Origin of the sequence: Cupriavidus lacunae (genome assembly GCF_003353055.1) — a bacterium.
Classification (GTDB): Bacteria; Pseudomonadota; Gammaproteobacteria; order Burkholderiales; family Burkholderiaceae; genus Cupriavidus; species Cupriavidus lacunae.
Genome location: NZ_QKWJ01000185.1, coordinates 1 through 4,325 on the forward strand (window position 1 = coordinate 1; position 4,325 = coordinate 4,325).

Sequence of the window (4,325 nt, forward strand, 5' to 3'; positions counted from 1 at the left end):
CCCCACGCATTGCGCCATTCGAGCAGCGCGAATTCTCGCCCGTAAAGCGGATGGAAGGGATGGGTAACCCGGAAGGATTGCATCCCACCGGTCAGATCACGTGTAGTTGACTGCTTTTGAGAATGCCAAGCAGGAACGCTTCTGGGGACAGCTCGAGTCCCGGCTGATGGCCATGCTCGAAGGTGAGTCGCACCTCACCCTGGAGCAATTGAACCTCGCCACGCAGGCCTGGGTCGAGCAGGAATACCACCACAAGGAACACGCCGAACTCGAGGCGACGCCTCTGCAGCGCTACCTGTCCTGTGCCGACGTCTCGCGCCCCAGTCCCGAGGCGCTGGCCTTGCGCCGGGCCTTCCGTATCCGCCAGCATCGCCGCCAGCGCAGAACCGACGGCACCTTCACGTTGGACGGCGTGCGCTTCGAGATCCCCGGCGCTTACCGCCACCTCGAGCAAGTCTGCCTGAGCTACGCGCGCTGGGATCTCTCCCAAGTCGACCTGATCGATGCGCGCATCGGCGCGATCCTGGCTGCCGTGTTCCCGCTGGACAAGTCTGCCAATGCCGACGCACGGCGCGCACATCTCACGGCCAAGGGTGCCTCGCCTGCTAACGAGGAACCCGCGCAGGCTGGCACTGCGCCGCTGCTGCGTCAGTTGCTCGCCGAACACGCCGCCACCGGCCTGCCGCCGGCCTATCTCCCACCCGCTGCACCCACCAAGCTATGAATCAACCCAACCTGCTGGCCTTGTACGGTCTGAAGTTCAACCCCTTCGCCCAGGACATCCCCGTCGAGGCCGTGTTCGTGCCACCCAAGCTCGATCACTTCTGCTGGCGCATTGAGAACGGTATGGCCCGCGAAGGCGGCTTCGCCATGGTGCATGGCGACCCCGGTTGCGGCAAGAGCGTCACGCTGCGCCTGCTCCATCAGCGCCTCATGCGCGTCCCCGATCTGATGGTCGGCTCGATCGCTCACCCACAGAGCAATCTGGCGGACTTCTACCGCGAGCTCAGCGACATCTTTACCGTACCGCTCAAGCCCCACAATCGCTGGGGCGGCTTCAAGGCACTGCGCGAGCGCTGGGTCACCCACATGGAGGCCAGCCGCCGCCGCTGCGTGCTGCTCATCGATGAAGCCCAGGAGATGGCCGTGCCAGCCCTCTCGGAACTGCGCCTGCTCGCACAGGCACGCTTCGACTCGCAATTGCTGCTGTGCGTGGTGCTTGCCGGCGACGCTCGCCTGCCGGAGAAGTTCAGCCGCGAGGACCTGATCCCGCTGGGCAGCCGCATCCGCTGCCGTCTGGCGCTGGAGAGCGCGAGCATCGACGAGCTGCAGGCCTGCCTGGACCACTTGCTGGCCGCCGCCGGCAACGCCACCCTGATGACCATGCCATTGCGCCAGACCCTGTGTGAGCACGCCGCCGGCAATTACCGCATCCTGATGAACCTGGCGGGCGAGCTTCTGGCCCAGGCCGCGCAGCGGGAGCTACCGCAGATCGATGAGAAGCTCTATCTGGAAACCTACAGCGCAACCCAGAACCGCCGCGCCAGGCGGTGAGTGGCGCCGTTGGCCATCGCCGCCACGTCCATCAACACAACGACGACATCACCATGACCTTCCACCAGCCATCCGGTATCACCCAGGGGCTGCCCCTGCTCATTGATGCCAACTGGACGCCCGCGCAGGCCTGGGCTGTGATCGAATTGCTCGACGATCTGCGCGACCGTCTGCATGCTCACTATCAATTGGCCTTGGCCCAGTGGCTGGCCGAAGATCGGCGGGAGCATCCTGATGGCCTTGGCGATCTCGCAGATAACGACTTCTGATCCAGTAACAAGGGGCCCGCCGGGCCCCTTGTTACATCAGTGCCGTTGCTCCGCATCCGGTCCACCGCGATTGATCGCCACGTCCATCAGCGTTGCCCGACGGCACGCAACATTGGTGATGGACGGTGCCGCAGCCGACCATCAATTACCGTGCTCGCGCATCCATCGAATCTCGTGCTCACGCACACCGAGTCCGGGCGTACCTTGAAGGAGTAGTCAGGGCGAAGGCGGCAGAATCTCAGTTACGGGCATGGCGGCGTAGTGAGTGCCCCAGATTGCTACCGGATCTGCAGTGTGCTGGCAGTGTCCTTCAACATCATCCTTCGCGCCATCCAGCACAAACAAGCGCTGGCATAGACCAGCGCTAGCTCCGCAGTGCATATTCGCAAAAGAAGAATGCAATTAATCGCCAGCTGCATGACCCGACAGCCTAAGCAGCTAGCGCAGGCCTGCGATCGCCGCGTTCAGTATCAAATGTATAGTAAACGGCGCTCATAACATCTCGTAAACGAGACACTACACCTTTCTCTGGCGTAGATGTCATGATCACGAGACGTTAATGGCGGTTGACCCTAGCTTCGCTGCAAGGTAAGGCTATAGTGACGTTAACATAAAATAGTGGGGGAATGTCCCACATAGGTGACGTATGAACCTTGTTGAACTTGGGGTGGCTTTCAAGGCCGCCCGTCTCCAGGCGCGCAGGACACAGCAGGAAGTCGCTGACCTGACTGGCATCTCGCGCTCGCGCATTAGTGCTTTCGAGAACGGTGGACTTCCCGAGCTTGGCGTCGTGAAGGTGTTGTCGCTTTTCGAAACAGTCGGACTCCAATTGGTCGCTCGCCCCTTGGGGCAACGCCACACATTGGATGACCTGGTGGCAGAGCAGTTTCAGAGCGTCGGCGGTGCGCATGCCTCCGACATCGAGCACGTTCTCCCGAAGTCGTTATTTGAGCGGAATCGCCTTCTGCGGCAGCGGGTCCGCAATGTCCGCACAGGCGAACAAGATTTCCGATCTGGCCTCGCAAGCTTCCTCAAACCAAACACTGGTAAGAAAGATCCCAAGAAATGACAAAGAACCTCGACGTGTATGTCGACGGCCAGATGGTGGGTCGACTCACGGAAGAAGGGGCGGCCGGGGTTTTCAGCTATTTGCCTGGCATTGATCCCGACAAGCTCGTCTCTCTCCCCATGCCCGTTCGCCTGCAGTCTTACGTATATCCGCGCGGCGTTCATCCTATCTTTCAGATGAACTTTCCGGAGGGCTACAAGAAGGACTTCCTTCGAGAGGCCGTCGGCCCGCACGCGGACATGAGTGATATCGGTTTGCTTGAGCTCACCGGAACGAATGGTATCGGTCGAGTGCAGGTCGTGCCGGAAGGATTGGGGCTGGCCAGCGCAAAGGACGTTGAGGACATGGCCAGCGTGCTGGCTTCTGCCGATTCACGCGACAGCTTGCTGGGCCTCCTCAGAACGGATATCTCTCAAGGCGTTTCCGGGGTCATGCCAAAGTCGTTTGCAGTGGAGCGTGTCCTAAATCTGCGTGAGCAGGACAAAGTCACCACCCAAACGCCGAACTACATCCTGAAGACAGGCTCGGCGGAGTTACCCTGGATCGCAATCAACGAATATCTCTGCCTCGAAGTGGCTCGGCATGCTGGCTTGGAAGTGCCAGAGACCCGCCTTTCCAATGATGGGCAGGTGCTGGCCGTGAAGCGATTCGACCGAACTCCTGACGGATCGATGATTGCGTTCGAAGATTTTTGTTCGCTAGCAGGCCTTCTTCCAGTGGACAAATACAACGGCGGTCCTAGCGGCGGAGGGTCACTTGAGGCGCTGGCCAGGATCATCAAGCTACGCGTTCCGCCTGAGCATCAACAGGAGGATATGGCAAGACTGTTCACGCTCCATCTCGTGAACTATGCGTTGAAGAACGGCGACGCGCACCTCAAAAATTTCGCACTTCTTTACACGGCCCACAACAATGCTCGATTTGCGCCGGCGTTCGACATCGTCACTGTGACCGTCTACCCTCACTTGAAGCGAGATACACCCGCGCTCACACTTGCCGGCAAGAAGGTGTGGACGTGCGGGAAGACGCTTCATGAAGTCGGCGGTAAAGTCATGGGGCTCCCGGCCTTCGTGAGAAAAGCCTGCCTCGAGAAGGTGGAAGGTGCGGTCGAACAAGTGCTGCCGATCATGCAAGAGATGACGGAGCGATTCCCCGATTTTCGGGAGACAGCGAAACTGATCGCGGACGAGTGGGCAAAGGGCTTGGAGGATATCAAGCCGACTGCCAAGCCCGGGAAGACCGAGCCCGCGCCGCTGCGCGAGCAAATTGGCTTGTCTGGCCCAAAGGGCGCCGCAAAAAAGGAAGTGAACCCCTTCTATGAGGGCGAGGGTGTCAACCCCCTACAGTATTGAATTTCAGCATAGGGATGCATAGCGCGATAACTCTCTCCTTGCAAGCCATTCCTTTTCGTTCGCGAAACTGATGCGGTTGCG

5 protein-coding genes are annotated in these 4,325 nt (G+C 60.1%); all 5 read left to right on the forward strand.

Annotated features, from left to right (window positions below; all coding sequences use genetic code 11):
* The first annotated feature begins 106 nt into the window (after positions 1-106).
* Complete coding sequence (locus tag DN412_RS42320) at positions 107-724, forward strand: hypothetical protein (protein ID WP_244223101.1); 618 nt, start codon at positions 107-109, stop codon at positions 722-724.
* Positions 721-1,554: an ExeA family protein gene (locus tag DN412_RS42325; RefSeq protein WP_115216919.1), complete on the forward strand. Its 834-nt coding sequence runs from the start codon at positions 721-723 to the stop codon at positions 1,552-1,554. The genes DN412_RS42320 and DN412_RS42325 overlap by 4 nt, the downstream gene beginning before the upstream one ends.
* 53 nt (positions 1,555-1,607) lie before the next feature.
* Positions 1,608-1,823, forward strand: coding sequence for a hypothetical protein (locus tag DN412_RS42330; protein ID WP_167471201.1), 216 nt, complete (start codon positions 1,608-1,610; stop codon positions 1,821-1,823).
* A gap of 646 nt (positions 1,824-2,469) precedes the next feature.
* Positions 2,470-2,892: a helix-turn-helix domain-containing protein gene (locus DN412_RS42335; protein ID WP_115216921.1), complete on the forward strand. Its 423-nt coding sequence runs from the start codon at positions 2,470-2,472 to the stop codon at positions 2,890-2,892.
* The gene (locus DN412_RS42340; protein WP_115216922.1) at positions 2,889-4,244 is read left to right on the forward strand and encodes a type II toxin-antitoxin system HipA family toxin; all 1,356 of its coding nucleotides are present in this window, start codon (positions 2,889-2,891) and stop codon (positions 4,242-4,244) included. Before DN412_RS42335 ends, DN412_RS42340 begins: the two co-directional genes overlap by 4 nt.
* The last annotated feature ends 81 nt before the right edge of the window (positions 4,245-4,325 follow it).